Below are 19,528 nucleotides of genomic sequence, written 5' to 3'. Positions count from 1 at the left end.
TTCCCCTGCCCCGCCTTCCCCGTAGCCCCCAAGCCCCCCAGCGAGGAGACGCCGCGTCGTGAACATGGACAAGCCGGTCCGGCGGGTCGCCGTGTTCGCCCTGCTGCTGTTCTTCGGGCTGATGGCCCAGGTGAACTACGTGCAGGGCAGCGAGGCCGACAAGCTCCGGAACGACACGAACAACACGCGCAGCTTCAGCGACGTGTTCAACAACCCCCGCGGCAAGATCACCGCGGGCGGCGAGGTCCTCGCCTGGTCGACCCCGACCGGCAAGGACAACCCCAAGTACGGCCGCAACTACAAGGACGGCAAGATCTTCGCGCCGGTCACCGGATACTTCAACGGCGGCGGGTCCAAGGTCGAGCTGTCCTACAACCGCCTGCTCGCGGGCACCGACAAGCGGATCACCCACCAGCGCTGGTTCGACCAGTTCATCGGCAAGAAGCCCGAGGGCGGCAACGTCGACCTGAGCATCGACCCGGCGGCCCAGCGGATCGCCTACGAGCAGCTGGTGAACGGCACGTCCCGGCGGTCCGGCGCGGCGGTGGTGGACATCAAGACCGGCGCGATCAAGGTGCTGGCCTCCAACGCGACGTTCGACCCCAACGAGGTCGCCCCCCAGAAGGGCGAGGCCGGCGGCAAGCGGCTCGAACAGCTGGACAAGGCCACCAGCGTGATCAAGCCGCTGGTCGACAACGGGATGAGCCAGGTGTTCCCGCCCGGTTCGTCCTTCAAGACGGTCACCGCCGCCGTCGGCATGGAGGAGCTGAACCTGGACGAGAACTCCCAGGTCCAGTCCGGCCAGCTGACCCTGCCGGAGTCGGGCCAGCCGCTGCCGAACTCCCACGACGGCGGAAGCTGCGCCGGCACGGCCTCGCTGAAGGGCGCCTTCGCCGAGTCCTGCAACACCACGTTCGGCAAGATGGCGCTGGACCTCGGCATCGACAAGCTGAACGCGGGCGCGGCCAAGTTCGGGTTCGGCCAGAACGTCGCGGTCGAGCCGCTGATGAAGGCGGCCAAGAGCGAGGTCCCGGTCTCGGTCGCCGACCTGGCGACCGGCAAGACCATCATGACCGGCAAGGACGCCACCGCCCGCTCCGGCATCGGCCAGGAGAACGTCCGGGCGACCCCGCTGCAGATGGCCATGGTCGCCGAGGCGGTCGCCAACGGCGGCAAGATCATGCGGCCGTACGTGGTGCAGCGCGCCACCGCCAAGGACCAGTCCGAGGTGTACAAGGCGTCCCCGCAGGTGTTCTCCCAGGCCATGAAGCCGGATACGGCGAGCCAGCTCAGGGACATGATGCGCGCCGTGGTGTCGGAGGGCACCGCGAAGAACCTCTCGGGCGACAACATCGCGGGCAAGACCGGCACCGCCGAGCAGGGGGCGGGCATCCCGAACGCCCGCTGGTTCGTCGGTTTCGGCCCGATCGAACACCCCCGCTACGCGTTCGCGGTGGTCAGCGAGGGTGACGGGGACGGCGCACACGGCGCCGGCCCGATCGCCGCCGCCATCATGCGGGCGGTGATGAAGAAGTGAGCACGGGTACTCTCTCGGGGAGCCAGGTCGGGGCGCGCCTCCGCCGGGCCGGGACGCGTCCCGGCCTCGACGGGGCCGGGCGCCCCGGCCGGAGCGGGGCGCTCCGCCTGGCCGGGTCCCGTCCCGGCCACGGCCGGACGCGCCACGACTCCGTCAACTCCGACCCCGGCTCCGCCGCGTCCCCGCGGCGGGCGGCTAGGTTCGGGGGACAGGGTGACGACGTACGAGGGAATGTGCACAGATGAGTCAACCTCGGCTGCTCGGCGGCCGCTACGAGCTGGAGTCCGTGATCGGACGCGGCGGCATGGCCGAGGTCTACCGTGCCCGTGACCTGCGGCTCGACCGCGTGGTCGCGGTCAAGACGCTGCGCCCGGACCTGGCCCGCGACCCGATCTTCCAGGAGCGGTTCCGGCGCGAGGCGCAGTCGGCGGCGTCCCTGAACCACCCCTCGGTGATCGCGGTGTACGACACCGGTGAGGACACCATCGGCGACACCACCATCCCGTACATCGTCATGGAGTACGTGGACGGTTCGACGCTGCGCGACCTGCTGCGCGAGAACCGGGCGCTGATGCCGCAGAAGGCGCTGGAGATCACCGACGGGATCCTGCGCGCCCTCGACTACAGCCACCGCGGCGGCATCGTCCACCGCGACATCAAGCCGGCCAACGTGATGCTGACCCGGCAGCACGAGGTCAAGGTCATGGACTTCGGCATCGCCCGCGCGATGCACGACTCGGCGTCCACGATGACCCAGACCGCCCAGGTGATCGGCACCGCGCAGTACCTGTCGCCCGAGCAGGCGCGGGGCGAGCGGGTGGACGCCCGCAGCGACCTCTACTCGACCGGCTGCGTGCTGTACGAGCTGCTGACCGGACGGCCGCCGTTCACGGGCGACTCCCCGGTCGCGATCGCCTACCAGCACGTCCGGGAGGAGCCGACGCCGCCGTCCCAGATCGATCCGGACATCCCGCAGTGGGCGGACGCGATCGTGCTCAAGGCGATGGCGAAGGACGCCGCGAACCGGTACCAGAACGCCGCCGAGTTCCGGCAGGAGGTCCAGCGGGCCCTGCACGGGCAGCCGGTGTCCTCGACCGCCGCGTCCACGATGATGCTGGGCGCGGCGCCCACGGCCGTCCACCAGGGGCAGCCGCAGCACACCCAGGTCATGGGCGCGACGCAGGTCCAGCGGCAGGACGGCTACGACCTCCCGCCCGTCCAGTACGGCGACTACCGGCAGGACGCCGACTACGACCGCGGCGGACGGCACGGCCAGGGCGGCGGTGGCGGCGGGAGCAAGGCGGCCATGTGGATCGGCGCGGCCGTGGCCGTGCTGGCGATCGCGGCGCTGCTCGGCTGGCTGGTCGCCCCGAACGGCGGCAACGACAACGTCAAGGTCGCCACGGTCGCCAACATGACCCTCGAGGACGCCACCAAGGCCCTCAAGGACCAGGGCTTCACCGTCGCCGCGGATCCGCAGAAGGAGTACAACAAGGACGTCGGCAAGGGGAAGGTCATCCGGTCCGACCCCGCCGAGGGCACGTCGTTGAAGAAGGGCACGATGGTCTCCCTCGTGGTGTCCCGCGGGCCGGAGCCGCCGAAGAAGGTGGACGTCCCGGACGTCAGCGGCACCCCCGAGGCCGACGCGAAGAGCACCCTGGAGGGCCGGGGCTTCAAGGTCGACATCAAGCGGATCGCGTCCAACGAGGTCCAGCAGGGCATGGCGATCAAGACCGACCCGCGGGGCGGCGAGCAGGTCGCGCCGAACTCCTCGGTCACGCTGTACGTCTCGTCCGGGGCGCAGGACGTCGCGGTGCCGAACCTGCAGCGCCTGCCGAAGGACATGGCGTGCCGGCGGCTCCGGACCCTGCACCTGACGTGCGTCGTCCAGGAGCAGGCCTCGCCGGACGCGACGATCCCGCCGGGCGCGGTGTGGAACGTCAGCCCGGCGGTGGGCACCAAGCTGCCGTCCGGATCGTCCGTGACGATCATCGTGACGCCGGCCCAGCCGCCCGCCAGCACCCCGCCGGACGAGAACCAGCCGGGTGGTCCGCCGCCGCAGCAGTGACGGCCGCCTGAACGCCGAAGGCCCGGTCCCCCTGGCGGGGGCCGGGCCTTCGTGGTGCGTGCCGTCCTTCGCCAGGACGTCCGGACATGGGAGAGGGCCTCCGCCACTCGGGGGCAATGGCGGAAGCCCTCTCGCTATGGTCTTCGTACCTGGAGGTATCGGCGTTACATGAGCCACTCAGAATTTTCGCCGCAAACCCCACAGGGCCCGATCAACCGGATTCCCCGCAGGCGAGGAGCCAGTTCCGGAAGAGCCGGTGGCCACATGCGGACAGTACGGACTCGGGGTGGAACTGGACGCCCTCGACGGGCGCGGTCCGATGCCGGAGCCCCATCACCACGCCGTCCGGGGTGCGCGCGGTCACGTCCAGCTCGCCGTCCGGGACGGTCTCGGGGCGGACGGCCAGCGAGTGGTACCGGGTCGCCGTGAACGGGTTCGGCAGCCCCGCGAACACGCCCGCGCCGTCGTGCTCGATCGGGCTCGTCTCCCCGTGGACGATCCGCGGCGCGTGATCGACCGTCGCGCCGAAGACATGGCCGATCGCCTGGTGGCCCAGGCAGACGCCGAGCAGCGGGACGCCGCGCTCCACGGCGTCCCAGACCAGGTCGAGGCTGACGCCGGCGTCCGCGGGGTGGCCGGGACCAGGGCTGATGAGGACACCGTCCACGTCCCGGGCGTCGGTCACGGAGACGTCGTCCCGGTCGGCGACGCGGCAGTCCGCGCCGAGCTCCCTCAGGTACTGGACGATCGTGAAGACGAAGCTGTCGTGATTGTCCACGACGAGAACACGCACCCCTCCATTCTCCCCGGAATCACCACAACACGCCGAACGGCGGTCGAGGTTCGTGCGCGGAGCGTAATCTCTCGGAACCCCTCCGAGATCAGAAAGGCTCCCCCATGCTGTTTCGCGCCCTCCTGGCCGGCGTCCCGCTCGCCTTCCCCGCCCCGCCCGCGTCCTTGTACGGGACGTTCGACTACCGGGACGTCCGGGGACTGTCGGGCCACGGCCACTGGGGGCCGCCGCACGGCATGGGGCACGAGTACCTCAGGGTGAGGGTCTGCGCCCGGGACGTCCGGCCGGACGGACGCGCCGTCCGGATGACCGTCGCCCTGAAGGAGCCCGGCACGCCGACCACGCTGTACGTGGACGCCGTGAACCGCCACGGGGTGGGCTCGACGTCCTGCTCGTCCCTGGTCAGCCTGGGCGCCGAGTGGATGCTCGCGCGCGGCGGCACGATCGACCGGCACGGGGTCTATCGCCCCGGCCCCTGGCGTCGCCTCCGCTGATCAGGGGGCGGGCCTGCCGGAGCTGGGCGGGGTGGTGGCGGGGGCGCCGTTCATGACGCCGTGGTCGAACTGGATCTGAGGCTCGACCCACGGGAACACGGCGTACCAGAGGATCACGGCCACCACGAGCACCAGCCCGGCCGCGACCGCCGTCTTCAGCCGCCGGTCGCCGGGGAGCAGCCGCCAGATCAGCGTGTACATCGTCCGTCCTCCTACTTTCCGGTGACCCGCGGGTACTGGGCGGACAGCTGGCCGAAGACGATCAGGCGCTCGGCCGCCGAGTACATCGGATGGCAGGTGGTGAGGGTGATCATCCGCTTGCCGGCCCGCTGCCCTGGGTGGAACGGCACGGGCGCGGTGACCTCGACGTCCGTCGGGTCCACCACCCGCTTCTCGGTGACCTTGTAGACGTACTTGCCGTCCCGGGTGTCGATGTCGATCTCGTCCCCGGGCTTCAGCTCGCCGACCCGGTTGAACGGCGCGGAGTAGGTCGTCCGGTGGCCGGAGACCACGAAGTTGCCGACCTCGCCGGGCAGCTGCGTGCCGGGGTAGTGGCCGGGACCCTTGCGCAGGTCGGCCAGGGAGACGCCCTCGATCACCACGTACCGGTAGGACGACCCGAACCGGGGGATCCGGATCAGCGCCAGGCCCTTGCCCAGCTTCACCCGCTCCGTGGTGATCTTCCCGGCCCCGGCGGGCTGCCCGGACGCCCAGGAGCGCATCATCTCCTTGGAGAGCTTGTTCTGCTGGTCGTGCGTGTAGCGGCCCGTCCCCCACAGCTCGTAGGTCACGAACAGCAGCAGGATCAAACCCGCGGTGATGCACAGCTCGCCCAGTCCGCGGATCAGCACCCGCACCGGCCCGCCCCTTTCCCAGCCCACCGCCGCGTGCGCCGCCGTCCGTGCGGAGGGCGCGGCCGGGACGTCCTGTCCGGGGTCACTCCGGCGGACGGCCTCCGGCGGCGTCGTCTCCCGCGTCCGGCGGCACCGTGGCGTGCTTCATCGTCACGTTCCCGGTGTAGGCGGGCAACGTGACCCGCCGGAGCCTGTGCACCGACCAGCCGAGCCCGTAGGCCCGCACGTACCGCTGGTACACCGAGATCGCGGGGGAGGCGTCCAGCGCGGCGCGAAGCCGGCCCGGGTCGCCGACGGCGGTGATCCGGAACGGCGGCGAGTACACCACCCCCTGCAGGATCAGCGTATTGCCCACGCACCGGACGGCGCTGGTGCCGATCACCCGCTGGTCCATGATCTGCATGCCGTGGGCGCCGCCCGCCCACAGCGCGTTCACGACGGCCTGCACGTCCGCCTGGTGGACGACCAGGTCGTCGGGTGTGGCTCCGGTGGGCGGCGCGTCCTGGGCGGCGCGCGGCGCGTCGTCCAGGACGACCCGGACGCCCTCCCCGCCGACCGGGGTCATTCCGGCGCGCGCGGCGAGACGGTCGGCGTCGCCCTGGGCCCGGTTCACGCGGGCGTCGGCGCGTCCGGCGGCGCGGGACAGGCCGTCCACGTCCTTGCGCAGGCGGTCGTAGCGGGCGCGTTCGCCCAGCGTGCGGCGCTGCTCGGCGGTGATCAGCTCGGTGATCCGGGTCCGTCCGGTGTCGCGCAGGTCGGTACCGCGGGCCGTGCTCGCGCTCGCCGCGAACAGGGCTCCCGCCAGGACCGTGAGAGCTGGGATGATGCTTCCCCACGCTCGACGCCGTACGCTGCTCACCAGCGACTACGCTAACCGACAAACCACCCAAGCGCGGACCGGTGCCGCCGGCCGACCGCCCGAGGAGACAGAACCCACGTGGCCAAGTCCAAAGTGCGCAAGAAGGCCGTCTACACGCCGCCGCAGAAGTCCAAGGCGCCCGAGGTCAGCCCCCGTTGGCTCGCGCCGACGATGGTCGTCCTCTGGCTGATCGGCCTGGCCTGGATCGCCGTCTACTACATCAGCGCCGCCACCGGCGTCGACATCCCGCTGATGACCGGCCTGAAGAGCTGGAACCTGCTGATCGGATTCGTGGCGATCATCCTGGGCGTCGGCCTGTCCACCAAGTGGCGCTGACCGTTACCCACTTCTCCGCCGCCTGAATCCACCAAAGTTATCCACAGGCTGGGGATAGTCTCCCCAGCACCCCGACCAGCCGCGTCTCCCCTCAGGAGCCGCGGCCTGAAGCGCTGCCCGCGCCCCCTCCGTCCCGCGGGCAGCACCACGCCACCTTCCTCCCCACACCCGGCGTGCCGCCCCGCCTCGCCCGCTGGCGCCGTGGAGGCCAGTAGCCACTCGGAGAGCGCCGCGGGAAGAAGGCCATCAGCCCCCGTCGTCCACAGGCTGGGTTCCCCGGAGGATGAGTACCGCCCTGGCGCGCCGGACAGTGAGCCCTCACCTCGCCTCCCGGGCGTGTCACTACGCGACCATCCCCGCACGTAGCCGACCCAGCACCGCGCCACGCCCCCTACACAGCACGTCCAGCCCGTCCACGAAGAGGTGCGACGCAAGCCAACAGCCGGAGGGGTGGTGCGGCGCAACGCGGGCCTCACAGGTGTGGGCAGTGCGGCACCGCCAGCGCGACCAGTACGGCCGAGCCGACGCGGGCGGCGCGGCAGGGGCCACATCACGCGAGCTGGCGCATGCAGAACGACACGATGCGGCGCGATGCGGGCACGGGCCAACGCAGCACGGCACAGGCGACCGGCGCGGGCGCGCGGTACTGAGGCGGCTGGGGACGCGGCTGTGCTGTGCTTCCCGGGGCGACGTGGGCTGGCAGGGCCTTGAGGCCGGAACGTCGGCGGTGGGCGGGTGGGGCGTTGGCTGGGGGCTGAGGGGGTCAGGTGAGGCCGTTGGTCGCGTCGGCGGTGAAGGTGACGGCCTTGACCAGGATGAGGGCGACGAACAGGGCCAGGACGGCGAGGGGGGCGGCGATGTGCAGCCAGCGTTGCCGGACGGCCGGGGCGTAGGCGTAGACGAACGCGACGGCGAGGCCGGTCGCGAGGCCGCCGACGTGGCCCTGCCAGGAGATCCCGCTCACCGAGAAGGTGAAGATCAGGTTGATCGCGAGCAGGAACAGGATCGGCCCGGTGGGCGCCCCGCTCCGCCGCGCGACCACGAAGAACGCGCCGAACAGGCCGAAGATCGCGCCGGACGCGCCGACCGCGCCGGTGTAGGGCGCGACGAGCAGCAGCAGGACGTTCCCGCCCAACCCGGACAGCAGGTAGAGGGACAGGTACCGCGCCCGGCCGAGCGCCATCTCCAGCGGAGGACCCAGCACGTACAGAGCCCACATGTTCAGCAGGATGTGCGCGAAACCGAAGCTCGTGCCGGTCGGCTGCTGGTGCAGGAACATCGAGGTGATCAGCCGGTACCACTCGCCGTCCAGGACGCCGGCGGCGAGCGTGCCGTCCGGGCGCGTCCAGGCGCCGAGCATCATGTAGTCGGGGACGACCGCCTTCGAGGCGATCTCGCCGACGTAGGCCAGCACGCACACCGCGATCAGCGCGTACGTCACGACGGGCTGGTCCGACGACCGCCTGCCCATCGCGGCCGCGCGCGGGCGGCGCACTCCCTTGTTGCCCTCGGCGACGCACTCCGGGCACTGGTGACCGACCGCCGCGTCGCGCATGCAGTCCGGGCAGATGTACCGATCGCAGCGGGTGCAGCGGAGATGTGCCTCCCGTCCCGGGTGCCGGTAGCAGGTCGGGACCGGCGTCTCGGGGGCGGGCTGTTGGTCGGTGCTCATCGTGGCGGCTCCGTGGGGCCTGGGTGGTGCGGCGGGGCCGGTCCGCGCGCCGGACGAACCGGAGCGTGGACCGGGCGGAGGTCCGGGGGACGGGCCCCGGTCCGTGTGGACCGGGGCCGTCTCCCCCTACCTAGTCTTAGGACTGGCGCCGCTCGATCGTCACCGACTCGATGACGACATCGCTCTTGGGACGGTCGTTGCGGCCGGTCTCGGCCTTGACGATCGCGTCCACCACACCGGTGCCCTCGATCACCTTGCCGAAGATCGTGTGGCGGCCGGTCAGGTGCCGGGTGTTCTCCACGTTGGTGGTGATGAAGAACTGCGAACCGTTGGTGCCGGGTCCGGCGTTCGCCATGGCCAGCAGGTACGGACGGTCGAACTTCAGCTCGGGGTGGAACTCGTCCTCGAACTCGTAGCCGGGGCCGCCGGTGCCGCGCCCGAGCGGGTCACCGCCCTGGATCATGAATTCCTTGATCACCCGGTGGAAGATCGTCCCGGCGTAGAGAGAGGTGCCGGTCTTGTCCTCACCCGTCTCGGGGTGCCGCCAGGGCTTGGTCCCCTCGGCCAGGCCGACGAAGTTCTCCACCGTCTTCGGAGCCTTGTCCGGGTACAGCTGAACCACGATCTTGCCCAGGTTGGTGTTCAGCGTCGCAAAGATTTCCTCAGCCACTCGGGCCCCCTCCTCATCGAGATGCTTGCGTCTGAGCCGGTCACGGCGCATGTCACCGGCGGCGTTCCTGCCCACCCTGAGTAACGTGTTGATCACTCTTACAGGGTTTACCTTCCGCTGCATGGGAAGGCTGCCTGACAGGACCTCGCAAACAGGGAGGTTAGCGTGTCCCTAAAGATGAGTATCCGTCGGCGCCAGAAGGCCGACTCCCGGTTCGGCCGCGCGCGGACGTCGTTCCGCCAGGGCATGTCGGCCTGCCGGCACGGCGCCTCGATGGCGCGCGAGCGGATGGGCCCGGCGGCACAGCAGGGCCGGGAGGCCGCCGCCGAGCGCATGTTGGCCTTCCGGGGCTGGAGCGCCCCGAGGCTGCGTGACGCCGCCAAGTACGTCGAGTCGGACCTGAGCCCGAAGGTGAGCTCCGCGCTCTCCGAGACGGCCCACCGCATCGAACCGCGCCGTCCGGCCCGCCGGGCCCGCGCCGTCACGGTCGCTCTGCTGGCCGGAGTGGCGGCCGCCTGCGTCGCAGGAGTCGTCCTCACCCGCCGCAACGCCGCCCAGACGGCCCACATGATGACCGACGAGTCCGCCGCCGACTCGGCCGAATCCCAGCCGATCGACCACGTCTCGTCCCACACCAAGTAACCAGGGCGAACCCGCCACCCCGGACGAAGGACCCGCTAAGCCGGGTCCTTCTCCATTCCCCCTCCCCCAATCCCGCCAGCCCGCCGCCGAGCACGGCACCCACCCGACTACGAGCCCCCACCCCTCGGACATCCCAGGCACCCAGACCTCGAACCTGAGACCTGAGGCCCTGAGCCCCGGTGAGCCTGAGTGCCTGAGCCCCGGTGAGCCTGAGTGCCTGGGCCCCGGTGGGCCTGAGGGCCTGGGACGCCTGAGGGCCAGGGCCCTGGGAGGGCTGAGGGACCTGAGGGCCTGGGGCCTGGGAGGCATGGAGGCCTGGGAGGCATGGAGTGGAGGCCTGAGGGCTGAGGACCTCGCGGGGTGGGGCTGAGAGCCTCGGGGCACCATCGCACCGCACCACGACGCACCACGACGCACCGCACCGCACCGCAGCGCGACGCAGCGCGCCGCACCGCAGCGCACCGCACCGCAGCGCGACGCAGCGCGACGCAGCGCGACGCAGCGCACCGCAGCGCACCGCAGTGCAGCGCACCGCACCGCACCGCACCGCACCGCACCGCAGCGCAGCGCAGCGCAGCGCAGCGCAGCGCACCGCACCGCACCGCACCGCAGCGCAACGCAGCGCAGCGCAGCGCAGCGCACCGCACCGCACCGCACCGCACCGCACCGCAGCGCACCGCACCGCAGCGCACCGCAGCGCACCGCAGTGCAGCGCACCGCACCGCAGCGCAGCGCAGCGCACCGCACCGCACCGCAGCGCAGCGCTGAGTTCGCGAAGGCCGCTGAGTTCGCGAGGGCCGCGACGTCGAGCTCGTGGATGAGTCGCTCACACCCGTCCTGAACAGGGCATCAGCGCTGGCGCGCCTCAGTATCCAAACCCTCGACGCATGCAGGATCGTCCTTACAGGACGCGTTCGTCCGCTGTGCGGCGGTAGGCGGACCTTGGGGTTACTACCAACCGGTACGGTGGCGCCATGTCGCCGACATCGCGTCCGCTGGGGCAGCAGCTCACCGGGCTCCTCAAGCGCAGAGCCCGGCAGGGCCTGCACCTGGCCGTGCACAGGGGCTGGGAGTGGATCCAGCGGCACGGCGAGATCACCCCCGAGACGCCGGGCCGACGCCGCTTCGCCCACCTCGGTGAGGGCGTGTGCATCGGCTTCCCGTCCGGCGCGATCTACGGGGAGCCGTGGATCTCCATCGGCTCCCACACCCTCGTCGGCACCCACGTGACGATCTCCGCCGGTTTCGTCCCCGGCCTGGACCTCGGCCCGGACGTCATCGTGAAGATCGGCAGGGGCTGCTCGCTGGGCCGGGGCACCCACATCGTCGGCCACCAGTCGATCGAGATCGGCGACGACGTCTTCACCGGCCCGAACGTCTACATCACCGACCAGAACCACACCTACGCGGACCTCGACATGCCCGTGGGCCGCCAGTGGCCGGAGAACAACCCGGTCGTCATCGGCACCGGCTGCTGGATCGGCACCGGCGCGATCATCCTCCCCGGCACCAGACTCGGCCGGAACGTCGCCGTCGCGGGCGGCGCGGTGGTCCGCGGCGAGTTCCCCGACCACTCCGTCATCGGCGGCGTCCCCGCCAAGGTCCTCCGCAGCCACACCCCAGAAGAGGGCTGGCAACCCCCACTCCGCAACCAGCCCCTCATCTCCCTGGACGAACTCGCCGCCCTCTCCCTGGACGGCATGGAAGGCCTCCAGCTCCTCCAAGACAAACTCCGCCAAGCCACCCCACCCCCCACCGAACTCCAAGAAGAAGCCGGCTGACCCCTCCCTCCCCAACACAACACGCTCCCCCACACCCCAAACGCCCCGAACACAACGCGTCCCCCCACTCCCCAGCAAACCCCCCACCGCAGCCCAACGCGCCCCGGCGTGGCCCGGCACGGCCCGGCGTGGCCCGGCACGGCCCGACGCGGCGTGGCCGACGCGGCGTGGCCGACGCGGCGTGGCCGACGCGGCGTGGCCGACGCGGCATGGCCGACGCGGCATGGCACAGCGCGGCCCGACGTGGCCAACGTGGCCGGCACGATGCTGCCCCAGCACAGTGAACCCACCACGTCCCGGCAAGGCACCACCCGAGGTGGCCCAGCACGATGCGGCCAGCACGGCCTTGGCCCAGTACAGCCCCGGCGCAAGGCGGCCCGGCAGAGTCAGCACGGCCCGGTACGGCGCGCTCCGAAGCGGGCGGCCCGACCTGCCCAGACGCTGGCACGCCGCAGGCGCGGCATGACCCCGACGCGGCATGACACGGTTCGGCGCAGCGCAGCGCGCTTTGGCGCAGCGCAGCGCGCTTTGGCGCAGCGCAGCGCGCTTTGGCGCAGCGCAGCGCGCTTTGGCGCAGCGCAGCGCGCTTTGGCGCAGCGTGACACGGCGCGGCGCGGTCAGGGATCATCTGCTGGCTGGACGATCAGCCGTTCCGGGCGGCGGCGCTGCCCCGCGATCTCACTGCGACCCAGTGGGCCGATCTTCATGCCCTGATCACCTCCCGTCCGGTTCGGGGTCGGCGGGTGCCGGCCCTCGACGACTGACGGGATCCATCCTCGGCGGCGGTGCACGGTGAACGCCAGCCGGGCGCCGAACTGTGGATAACTCCTTCCGAGGTGGTGTTTTTCCAGGTCATGAAACGCGGACGGGCCGCTGACACCGAAGTGTCAACGGCCCGTCCGGGCGTTCTGGCGCCTAGTTGAAGCGCGCGCGGCTGCGGTCGGAGCCCTCACGGCGGGGGCCGCCGTAGGAACCGTCGCGACGGCCGGCACCGGCACCGGCACCACGCGGGCCGCCGCCACGGCGGTCGCCCGAGAAGCCGTGCTCGCCCCGGGGTCCACGGTCGCCCGAGAACTCGCGGCGGTCGCCGGAGTAGTTGCCCCTGCGGTCGCCCTCGCTGCGGAAACCGCCCTCACGGCGGTCGTTCCCGTAGGAACGCTCACCGCGGTAGCCGCCCTCACGACGGTCGTTACGGAAGCCGTTGTCGCGGCGGTCGTCCCCGTTGGGGCGCTCGCGCCGGTCGTCGTTACGGCGGAATCCGTCCCCGCGGGAGTCGTTGCCACCGCGGTTGCCGTCGAAGCCACGGTCGCGACCGCGGTCGCCGCGGTACCCGTTGCCCTGGCCGCCACCGCGCCGCTCGCCGTCGGAATCCCGGCGGAAGCCGTCGGAACGTCCCTCACGGTCGAAATCGCGACGGCCGCCACCGCGGGGGCCGTCGTCACGGAAACGGCGCTGACCGTTGAAACGGCCGCCACGGCGGCCCCCACGGCCCGGCTCACGACGCGGGCGCTCGGGGATGACCGGGCCCTGGATCGGCACACCGGACGGCTCCCGTGCGCCGGTGAGCCGGGTCAGCTCCTCGTCACCGGACGTGACGCGGTGCTTGGGGGCCTCGATGCCCGCGCGGCGGGTCATCGCGGAGGTCGAACGCACCTGGTGGGGCAGGACGAGCGTGACGACGGTGCCCTTCTCGCCCGCACGCGCGGTGCGTCCGGCGCGGTGCATGTAGTCCTTGTGGTCGGCCGGCGGGTCCACGTGCATGACGAGGCTGATGCCGTCGACGTGGATGCCGCGCGCGGCGACGTCGGTCGCCACGAGGACGTCGAACGTGCCCTCGTGGAACTCGGCGATCGTGCGCGTGCGGAGGCCCTGGGACTTGCCGCCGTGCAGGCCGGCCGCGCGGACGCCCGCGTCGGTGAGCTGCTTGGCGAGCCGGTCCACGCCGTGCTTCGTGCGCGCGAACAGGATCGTCCGGCCCTCACGGTTGGCGATCTCGGCCGTGATGGCCGCCTTCTCCTTGGGCGCGACCAGGAGGAGGTGGTGGTCCATCGTGTCGACGGACTCGTCCACGGGCCCGATCGCGTGGTTGACCGGGTCGTTCAGGTAGCGCTTGACGAGGACGTCCACGTCGTTGTCCAGGGTGGCGGAGAACAGCAGACGCTGACCGCCCGGACGAGCCTCGTCCAGGATGTCGGTGACATCCGGGAGGAAGCCCATGTCGGCCATGTGGTCCGCCTCGTCCAGCACGACCATCTCGAGGTCGGACAGGTCGGCGGCGCCCTGGCGCATCAGGTCCTTGAGGCGGCCCGGGGTGGCGACGACGATCTCGACGCCGCGGCGCAGCGCGTCGATCTGCTTGAACATCGACGTCTGGCCGATGACGGTCTTGAAGTGCAGGCCCAGGGACCGGCCGAGGGGCTCGAGGTTGGTCACGACCTGCTGGGCGAGCTCGCGCGTGGGCACGAGGATGAGGCCCAGCGGACGCCGCGGCTCAGCGCGGCGGCCCTCCAGGCGCGCGAGCAGCGGCAGGCCGAAGGCCAGGGTCTTGCCCGAGCCGGTCTTGCCGCGGCCGAGGACGTCCCGTCCGGCCATGACGTCCGGGATCGCGGCGGCCTGGATCGGGAACGGGGACTCGATGCCCTGGCGGGCGAGCGCCGCGACGAGCGGCTCCGGCAGGCCGAGGTCGGCGAAGCCGGGTTGTGCCTCGGCCCTCGCGGTGTCCGCGACGTCCTCCGCAGGGGTGGACGGGGCATGGGCAGCAGAAACGTCGGTCACGCAATACCTTCCGAGAGGGGGCGCGTCTCGGGAGGCACCACAGGGGCCGGGAGGCGGCCGTGATTCGTGCGCTGCAAGGACGAGCCAGTCGTGACGTCGCCGCAGTTCGGGCGAGCGTCATAAGAGCGATTTGTTCATCCTAACGTCGGGACGCCCCCTGCTTATGCCCATCTCGAACGGACGGTCACGTCACACACGCCACTTCGGCGGTGTCCGTCCGCGTGCGCGCAGGTGATCGCGTTTCTCCTGCCGCTGTAGGCCCGACCTCGGGTGCGATGCCCCACGAGACCTTCGGACGAAGGGCTTCTGCGGGGGCGGCTGGACCGCCTGTCCACGGGGAAAAGCCTCCCTGCGACCAGGTTATCCACAGTTCGGGCGCTGGCTGGAAGAGCTCCGGACCGGCGGCGACGATGGTCACGTGGACCTGCTTCGAGCCCGCCGCGGAGGGTGCGGATGCGGCGTCCATGTCCACCGCCGCGCCTGCGTCCCGCGTCCGTTCCGGGGGGAGGCGGATCTGGGGCGCAGGTCGCGGCCAGGGGGCCCAGACCCTTTTTCGTTTCTGGAGAGGGCCGGGGCTCCCTGGAACACAGGTAAATCATTTCGGGCGAAGGGGCGTTCTTCGCCCAGCACAGGAAAAGGAGGTGATGTCCCTGGTCAGCAGGCGCAGGTGATGCCGGCCACCGGAGCGGTCAAGGGGTCAGGAGAACGACGGCTGACACCGGCGGCGGTCTCGACGGGGTACCCCTCGCGGGCCCAGTACTCGAACCCGCCGATCATCTCCTTGACCCGGTAGCCGAGCCGGGCCAGTTCCAGAGCGGCCTTCACCCCACCGTTGCAGCCCGGTCCCCAGCAGTAGACGACCACGAGCGCGTCCCGATCGAGAACCACGTCGTGACGAGCGGCGATCTCCGGCCGGGGCAGGTGCACGGCCCCCGCGACGTGTCCCATGTCCCACGCCTCCTGGGCACGCGAGTCCACCACGATGACCTTGTCCGTCCCGTCCCCCCGCATCTGGGCGAACAGGTCCGACGGGTCGGTCTCGAAGGCCAGCCGCGAGGTGAAGAACCGCACAGCCGCGCTGTCGGTCTGGATCTCATCAACGGTCACGATCGACTCCTTACTGTTTCGTGCGAGGTCAGGGCTTCCAAGCCAGGAACCCCTTGCGTGGACGGCCACGGCCACGGCTGCGTCGGGGCTGGCCCGCACCGACCGAGGTCACCGCCCGAGACGGCCCGTCCTGACGGTGGTCGCCGTCCGGGGCGGCCCATCGTGGCTGTGATCGCCGCTCGGGATGGCCTGTCCTGACCGTGGTCCCCGTTCGGGACGCCTGACCGTGATCGCCGTCCACGGCCCGCCGTGCCCGCGATCGCCGTCCAAGCCCGTCGTGGCCGTGGTCCGCCGTCCGGGGCGGCCCGTCGTGGCCATGGTCACCGTCCGGGGCCCGTCGTAGCCGTGACCAACGTCCGGGGCGGCCTGTCGTCGCCGTGGTCGCCGTCTGGGGCCTGTCGTGGCCGTGGTTGCCGTTCGGGATGGCCTGTCCTGGTCGGTGGGCCCGTCGGGGTGGGGCGCGATGGTTGTCCTGATCGGTGGTCGCTGTCTGGGGTGGCTTGTCCTGATCGAGGTCGGTGTTCGAGATGGGGTGGGGGTGGTCTGTCCTGATCAATGGTCGTTGGTTGGGTCGGGCTGGGATAGTGGCGTGAATGCCGTTGTTCGTTAAGATCTGGCCATGATCGGAGTGGGGCGAGGGCACGAGGTCGCGGTGCTGGCCTTTGACGGGATGGCGCCGTTCGAGCTGGGCGCGGTCGTCGAGGTGTTCGGGCTTCCACGGCCTGAGTTGGGTGTGCCCTGGTATGACCTGCGGGTCTGCGGGCTGACGCCGGGGCCGTTGCGGATGGTCGGCGGATTCGTCATGACGCCTGATCAGGGACTGGAGGCGTTCGCCGCCGCCGACACCTTGATCGTGGTGGCCGTGCCCGATGTCCGGGGGGAGGTGCCCGAGGCGCTCGTGGACGCCTTGCGGACGGCGCATGCGCGAGGGGCTCGGGTGGTGTCGAACTGCTCCGGGGCGTTCGCTCTGGCCGCAGCCGGGTTGCTCGACGGGCGGGCCGCCGCGACTCACTGGCAGTACGCGGACCTGCTGCGACGACGCTACCCGGGGATCGATGTCACGCCGGACGTCCTGTACGTGGACGGCGATGACGTGATCACCGGCGCGGGGAGTGCGGCCGTCCTTGATCTGTGTCTGCATCTGGTCCGCAAGGACCACGGTGCGCGGGTCGCCAATGCCGTCGCGCGGCGTCTGGTCGTCCCGCCCCATCGGGACGGGGGTCAGGCGCAGTTCGTCGAGGCCGCCGTTCCGGAGCCGGCAGCGAACGACGCGGTGGCGCGCGCCATGGACCATGCCCTGGCCAACCTGACGAGCCCGCTGACGATCGCCGAACTCGCACGGGTCGCCTGCCTCGCGCCTCGCACCTTCATCCGACACTTCAGTCGGCAGACCGGCACCAGTCCGCTGCGCTGGGTCCTACATCAGCGGATCATGGCCAGCCTGCCGCTCCTGGAGGAGGGCTCGACCCCGGTGGAGAAGATCGCGGCCGTGGTCGGGTTCGACAGCCCGGCCACCTTCCGCCATCACTTCACCCGGATCATGTGCACCTCTCCCTCCGCCTACAGGAACACCTTCCGGACAGAGGCGGGCGCGGGCCAATCCTGATACCCCGCGCGTCTCCCTGAGGATCGCTCGACCAGCGCTCGACCAAGCGCTCGCCGGACGACGGTCAATGCTGGTCACATCAAGCCAGCCCCCAGAACAGGCCGCCTACCAGCGCCGTCAACGGCCCGCAGCCGCGCAGGGCCGAGCCAGCGCCATAGCGGTCCGTGGCCGCGCAGGGCTGGATATACACAGCCCAACGCCACCCAAAACAGCTTCCGCGACCAAGTCGCCCTCGGAGCCCCGCTCACCAGCGCCACCAAGCCGCCCTCAGAAACGCCGCCTACCAGCGCCGGCAACCGCCTGCGGCCGCGAAGGGCTGAGGGCTCACAGTCCCGCGCCTCCCGGACCGGCTTCCGCGACCAAGCCGCCCCTCAAAGCGCCACTCACCAGCACCATTAGCGGACCGCGACCGCAGCCGGGGGGCACAGCCCCGCGCCCCCAGACCGGCTTCCGCGACCAAATCGCGCCTCAAAGCGCCACTCACCAGCACCATTAGCGGACTGCGGCCGCGCAGGCGGGGGTTCACAGCCCCGCACCCCCCAGACCGGCTTCTGCGGTCGAGTCGCGCCTCAGAGTGCTGGTCGCCAGCGTTGTCGGCGGCCGGTGGCTTCGGAGGAGCTGGGTTCGTCCGGCAGCAGGCCGGTCGGCCTGCGGGTCGAAGTGGCTCGCGGATCATGCCGCCCCACCAGCGGCGTTGGCGCGACCTTGATACGCGTCATGCTGGCGGCACCGGCAGCCGCCTGCCCGGAACAGGCTGACCCGGCGCTGGACCCGCGCCAGCCCCCACCTCTGATTCGCAGCCAACCCATCCGAATACCCATCGACTTGTGTGGGTGGGTTGAGCGGCTGCTGGTCCGCTGGTGCGGCTGCGGGCTGACTTCGCTGTGGGAGCGGTCTGGGTTGGTATGGGGCTGGTTGGGGGCTTGGGTGGCTCGGTTGCACGGAGTGGGGCGGTCTGCGCCGAGAGTGCTGGGCGGTCTGCGCTGAGAGTGGTCGGTGGTCTGGGGTGAGAGTGGTGGGTGGTTTGGGGTGGGGTTGTGGGTGGGGTCAGGGGTTGTGGGTGGGGATTACTCGGGTTACCAGGCGGCCTGGTGGGGTGTTCCAGGTGACGATGTTGCGTAGTTTGCCTGGGCGGCGGGCGGTGACGGTGAAGGTGATCTTGGCCTTCTGGCCGGGGGTCAGGTGGCCTGTCCAGGTGAGGTGGGGTCGCCGGTAGGTGAGGCGGCCCTTGGTGGCGGTCGCGTCGGTGTTGTACGCGGCGTGGCGGAGGAGCCTGGTCATGTCGTCCTGGAAGCGGGCGTCCATGAGGGTTCCGCCGTCGTTCTCGGCGGTCAGGGTGTAGCGGACGGTGCCGCCGACGTGGACGGAGGTCTTGTTCACGGTCTTGCGGACCCTCAGGTCGGCCGGTTCGGGGGCCCCGCCGGGGCACTGGGCCTGGACGTCGCCCAGGACCAGGTGGGCGATGGGGCCGGAGTAGATCCGGGCGTTCTGGTCGAACAGCGTTCCGTCGATGGTGATCTCGGCGCGGGCCTCGGCGGTGGTCGGGGTCGTCCGCTGGACGCGGGTCATCCGCACGTCGAGGACGCCGGTCGAGACGCGGTCGTAGCCGAGCTGCGCGCCGGTGACGGGGATGCGCTTCTCGCCGTCGGTGATCGGGATCCCGGCGACCGTCGGCTTGGTGAGGGTGGTCCGGACATGGGGTGGACGGCATCGGGCGTCGGTGCGGAGGGTGGCGATCCGGAGGAGTTCGGGGCCGCGTGGGGTGAGTGACATGCCGACCGCGTTGGTGGCGGTCCAGGCGCCGCCGGACGTGCCACCCGACGGCTTCGCGACTGTGACCAGGGACTTCACGTGATCGGGGTCGTGGGAGTAGTCGGCGCGGCCGGAGGAGTCCCGCGCGTCGGCGGTGCCCAGACGTCCGGTGAAGGCGGGCTGGCCGATCGCCGGGATGCCTTGGACGGTCAGGTTCACGCCGACGCTGGACGCGTGGGGGCCTGAGCGGAGTGCGGCCGGGGTCGCGGTCGGCGGAGGGGGCGCGGCCATGCGCTCCGGGGTGCGTCCAGGTCCGGGGCCGGAGGCGGCGCCGAAGCCGATCGCGGCGGCGCCCATCGCGAGCGTGCCGCCGAAAAGGGCGAGCGGCGGGATCAGGTGGCGGTGCCTCCGCCATCGTCGCGAAAGGATCATGCTGGCATCCAGCCATATCAAGACCCTCTTTGACCTGGGGCGACGCCGTCAGGGGACGGATATGTCCAGGGACGTGACCGACGATCTACCTGATGTGATGCAGGTCACATATGGACCGGTCACGAACGGCGCGATCCATTTGTCCCATGG

The 19,528-nt window shown here is 71.2% G+C and carries 16 protein-coding genes; 7 read left to right on the top strand and 9 right to left on the bottom strand.

Features of this window, described 5'->3' with window-relative positions:
* The first annotated feature begins 64 nt into the window (after nucleotides 1-64).
* A complete protein-coding gene (locus P696_RS0112120) occupies nucleotides 65-1,537 on the top strand; it encodes a peptidoglycan D,D-transpeptidase FtsI family protein (RefSeq protein ID WP_034484681.1) in 1,473 nt (490 codons plus the stop codon).
* A gap of 241 nt (nucleotides 1,538-1,778) precedes the next feature.
* Entirely contained in the window at nucleotides 1,779-3,605 is a 1,827-nt protein-coding gene (gene pknB, locus P696_RS44950) for a Stk1 family PASTA domain-containing Ser/Thr kinase (protein WP_034484527.1), read from the top strand.
* 211 nt (nucleotides 3,606-3,816) lie between these two features.
* Here pknB and P696_RS0112110 read toward each other — a convergent pair whose 3' ends face one another.
* The gene (locus P696_RS0112110) at nucleotides 3,817-4,398 is read right to left on the bottom strand and encodes an anthranilate synthase component II (RefSeq protein WP_026412548.1); all 582 of its coding nucleotides are present in this window, start codon (nucleotides 4,396-4,398) and stop codon (nucleotides 3,817-3,819) included.
* Nucleotides 4,399-4,502: 104 nt separating this feature from the next.
* Here P696_RS0112110 and P696_RS0112105 point away from each other — a divergent pair, with 104 nt between their 5' ends.
* Nucleotides 4,503-4,892: an IF-2B domain-containing protein gene (locus P696_RS0112105; protein WP_026412547.1), complete on the top strand. Its 390-nt coding sequence runs from the start codon at nucleotides 4,503-4,505 to the stop codon at nucleotides 4,890-4,892.
* Here the strand turns inward: P696_RS0112105 and P696_RS0112100 are convergent, their stop codons facing one another.
* The 3 genes from P696_RS0112100 to P696_RS44945 all read right to left on the bottom strand — a co-directional run bounded on the left by P696_RS0112100 (nucleotide 4,893) and on the right by P696_RS44945 (nucleotide 6,605).
* Nucleotides 4,893-5,093 (bottom strand): hypothetical protein, encoded by a 201-nt coding sequence (locus P696_RS0112100; protein ID WP_026412546.1) that lies wholly within the window; start codon nucleotides 5,091-5,093, stop codon nucleotides 4,893-4,895.
* An 11-nt stretch (nucleotides 5,094-5,104) separates the two neighbouring features.
* Nucleotides 5,105-5,749 carry a class E sortase gene (locus P696_RS0112095; RefSeq protein WP_245627630.1) on the bottom strand — a complete coding sequence of 215 codons (645 nt, stop codon included), beginning with the start codon at nucleotides 5,747-5,749 and terminating at the stop codon, nucleotides 5,105-5,107.
* A gap of 79 nt (nucleotides 5,750-5,828) precedes the next feature.
* Nucleotides 5,829-6,605 (bottom strand): DUF881 domain-containing protein, encoded by a 777-nt coding sequence (locus P696_RS44945; protein ID WP_051467415.1) that lies wholly within the window; start codon nucleotides 6,603-6,605, stop codon nucleotides 5,829-5,831.
* Between the two features lie 78 nt (nucleotides 6,606-6,683).
* Here P696_RS44945 and P696_RS0112085 point away from each other — a divergent pair, with 78 nt between their 5' ends.
* The gene (locus P696_RS0112085) at nucleotides 6,684-6,941 is read left to right on the top strand and encodes a cell division protein CrgA (protein ID WP_026412544.1); all 258 of its coding nucleotides are present in this window, start codon (nucleotides 6,684-6,686) and stop codon (nucleotides 6,939-6,941) included.
* A gap of 763 nt (nucleotides 6,942-7,704) precedes the next feature.
* Here the strand turns inward: P696_RS0112085 and P696_RS0112080 are convergent.
* Together P696_RS0112080 and P696_RS0112075 are read right to left on the bottom strand one after the other, a co-directional pair.
* Nucleotides 7,705-8,613 (bottom strand): rhomboid family intramembrane serine protease, encoded by a 909-nt coding sequence (locus tag P696_RS0112080; protein WP_026412543.1) that lies wholly within the window; start codon nucleotides 8,611-8,613, stop codon nucleotides 7,705-7,707.
* Between the two features lie 136 nt (nucleotides 8,614-8,749).
* Complete coding sequence (locus tag P696_RS0112075) at nucleotides 8,750-9,283, bottom strand: peptidylprolyl isomerase (protein ID WP_026412542.1); 534 nt, start codon at nucleotides 9,281-9,283, stop codon at nucleotides 8,750-8,752.
* A 177-nt stretch (nucleotides 9,284-9,460) separates the two neighbouring features.
* On the opposite strand from P696_RS0112075, the gene P696_RS0112070 reads away from it, so the two are divergent.
* Both P696_RS0112070 and P696_RS0112065 read left to right on the top strand, forming a co-directional pair.
* Entirely contained in the window at nucleotides 9,461-9,925 is a 465-nt protein-coding gene (locus tag P696_RS0112070; protein ID WP_034484525.1) for a hypothetical protein, read from the top strand.
* Nucleotides 9,926-10,899: 974 nt separating this feature from the next.
* Nucleotides 10,900-11,706, top strand: coding sequence for an acyltransferase (locus tag P696_RS0112065; protein WP_034484522.1), 807 nt, complete (start codon nucleotides 10,900-10,902; stop codon nucleotides 11,704-11,706).
* Nucleotides 11,707-12,621: 915 nt separating this feature from the next.
* On the opposite strand, the gene P696_RS44940 is transcribed toward P696_RS0112065, so the two are convergent.
* Nucleotides 12,622-14,481, bottom strand: coding sequence for a DEAD/DEAH box helicase (locus tag P696_RS44940; RefSeq protein WP_084337334.1), 1,860 nt, complete (start codon nucleotides 14,479-14,481; stop codon nucleotides 12,622-12,624).
* Between the two features lie 654 nt (nucleotides 14,482-15,135).
* A complete protein-coding gene (locus tag P696_RS0112055) occupies nucleotides 15,136-15,588 on the bottom strand; it encodes a rhodanese-like domain-containing protein (protein ID WP_245627629.1) in 453 nt (150 codons plus the stop codon).
* A 619-nt stretch (nucleotides 15,589-16,207) separates the two neighbouring features.
* Here P696_RS0112055 and P696_RS0112045 point away from each other — a divergent pair.
* Nucleotides 16,208-17,194 carry a helix-turn-helix domain-containing protein gene (locus P696_RS0112045; RefSeq protein WP_026412538.1) on the top strand — a complete coding sequence of 329 codons (987 nt, stop codon included), beginning with the start codon at nucleotides 16,208-16,210 and terminating at the stop codon, nucleotides 17,192-17,194.
* Between the two features lie 1,047 nt (nucleotides 17,195-18,241).
* Here P696_RS0112045 and P696_RS52320 read toward each other — a convergent pair.
* Nucleotides 18,242-19,378 carry a DUF7927 domain-containing protein gene (locus P696_RS52320; RefSeq protein WP_051467412.1) on the bottom strand — a complete coding sequence of 379 codons (1,137 nt, stop codon included), beginning with the start codon at nucleotides 19,376-19,378 and terminating at the stop codon, nucleotides 18,242-18,244.
* Nucleotides 19,379-19,528 lie beyond the last annotated feature (150 nt).

It is taken from the genome of Actinomadura oligospora ATCC 43269, assembly GCF_000518265.1.
Classification (GTDB): Bacteria; Actinomycetota; Actinomycetes; order Streptosporangiales; family Streptosporangiaceae; genus Spirillospora; species Spirillospora oligospora.
The sequence above is the reverse complement of the archived record's forward strand: the minus strand, read 5'-3'. Positions and strand labels throughout refer to the sequence as shown.

Coding starts and splice junctions, on each gene's coding strand:
- P696_RS0112070 (WP_034484525.1), top strand. CDS start 9,461: ATGAGTATCCGTCGGCGCCAGAAGGCCGACTCCCGGTTCGGCCGCGCG.
- P696_RS0112045 (WP_026412538.1), top strand. CDS start 16,208: ATGATCGGAGTGGGGCGAGGGCACGAGGTCGCGGTGCTGGCCTTTGAC.
- P696_RS0112100 (WP_026412546.1), bottom strand. CDS start 5,093: ATGTACACGCTGATCTGGCGGCTGCTCCCCGGCGACCGGCGGCTGAAG.
- P696_RS52320 (WP_051467412.1), bottom strand. CDS start 19,378: ATGATCCTTTCGCGACGATGGCGGAGGCACCGCCACCTGATCCCGCCG.
- P696_RS0112105 (WP_026412547.1), top strand. CDS start 4,503: ATGCTGTTTCGCGCCCTCCTGGCCGGCGTCCCGCTCGCCTTCCCCGCC.
- P696_RS0112120 (WP_034484681.1), top strand. CDS start 65: ATGGACAAGCCGGTCCGGCGGGTCGCCGTGTTCGCCCTGCTGCTGTTC.
- pknB (WP_034484527.1), top strand. CDS start 1,779: ATGAGTCAACCTCGGCTGCTCGGCGGCCGCTACGAGCTGGAGTCCGTG.
- P696_RS0112065 (WP_034484522.1), top strand. CDS start 10,900: ATGTCGCCGACATCGCGTCCGCTGGGGCAGCAGCTCACCGGGCTCCTC.
- P696_RS0112080 (WP_026412543.1), bottom strand. CDS start 8,613: ATGAGCACCGACCAACAGCCCGCCCCCGAGACGCCGGTCCCGACCTGC.